This is a genomic window from Brevibacillus sp. RS1.1, from assembly GCF_013284365.1.
In the GTDB taxonomy this organism is placed as follows: Bacteria; Bacillota; Bacilli; order Brevibacillales; family Brevibacillaceae; genus Brevibacillus; species Brevibacillus brevis_D.
Genome location: NZ_JABSVA010000037.1, coordinates 1 through 516, shown reverse-complemented (window position 1 = coordinate 516; position 516 = coordinate 1). Strand labels below are relative to the sequence as shown.

Genomic DNA, 516 nt, shown 5'->3' with positions numbered 1-516 from the left:
CTCCCAGCTGAGCTAAGCCTCCAAATCACCTACAAGATGTAGGGATTTTTCTAAGTGACCCGTAGGGGATTCGAACCCCTGTATGACAGCGTGAAAGGCTGCTGTGTTAAACCGCTTCACCAACGGGCCAAGATTAAGAAATATGGTGCGGTCGGCGAGACTCGAACTCGCACGGGTCGCCCCGCCACCCCCTCAAGATGGTGTGTCTGCCAATTCCACCACGACCGCAACTAATATGGTAGCGGCGGAGGGATTCGAACCCCCGACCTTTCGGGTATGAACCGAACGCTCTAACCAGCTGAGCTACACCGCCATGAAGCTATGAGATTAAAACATATGGCGGAGAGTGAGGGATTCGAACCCTCGCTACGCTTGCGCATACTAACGGTTTAGCAAACCGTCCCCTTCGGCCTCTTGGGTAACTCTCCGTATATATGGCTCCTCGGGACGGACTCGAACCGCCGACCGATCGGTTAACAGCCGATTGCTCTACCAACTGAGCTACCGAGGAACGTT

General features: G+C 54.5%; 5 tRNA genes. All 5 read right to left on the bottom strand.

The annotated features are described in order from the left end of the window. Positions 1-55: 55 nt before the first annotated feature. The 5 genes from HP570_RS29240 to HP570_RS29220 all read right to left on the bottom strand — a co-directional run bounded on the left by HP570_RS29240 (position 56) and on the right by HP570_RS29220 (position 511). Positions 56-129, bottom strand: a tRNA-Glu gene (locus HP570_RS29240). A 14-nt stretch (positions 130-143) separates the two neighbouring features. After that, positions 144-228 (bottom strand) — tRNA-Leu (locus tag HP570_RS29235). Positions 229-236: 8 nt separating this feature from the next. Continuing rightward, positions 237-313 (bottom strand) — tRNA-Met (locus HP570_RS29230). A 24-nt stretch (positions 314-337) separates the two neighbouring features. Next, positions 338-428 (bottom strand) — tRNA-Ser (locus HP570_RS29225). A 7-nt stretch (positions 429-435) separates the two neighbouring features. Then, positions 436-511: transfer RNA gene (locus tag HP570_RS29220), tRNA-Asn, on the bottom strand. Positions 512-516: the final 5 nt, after the last annotated feature.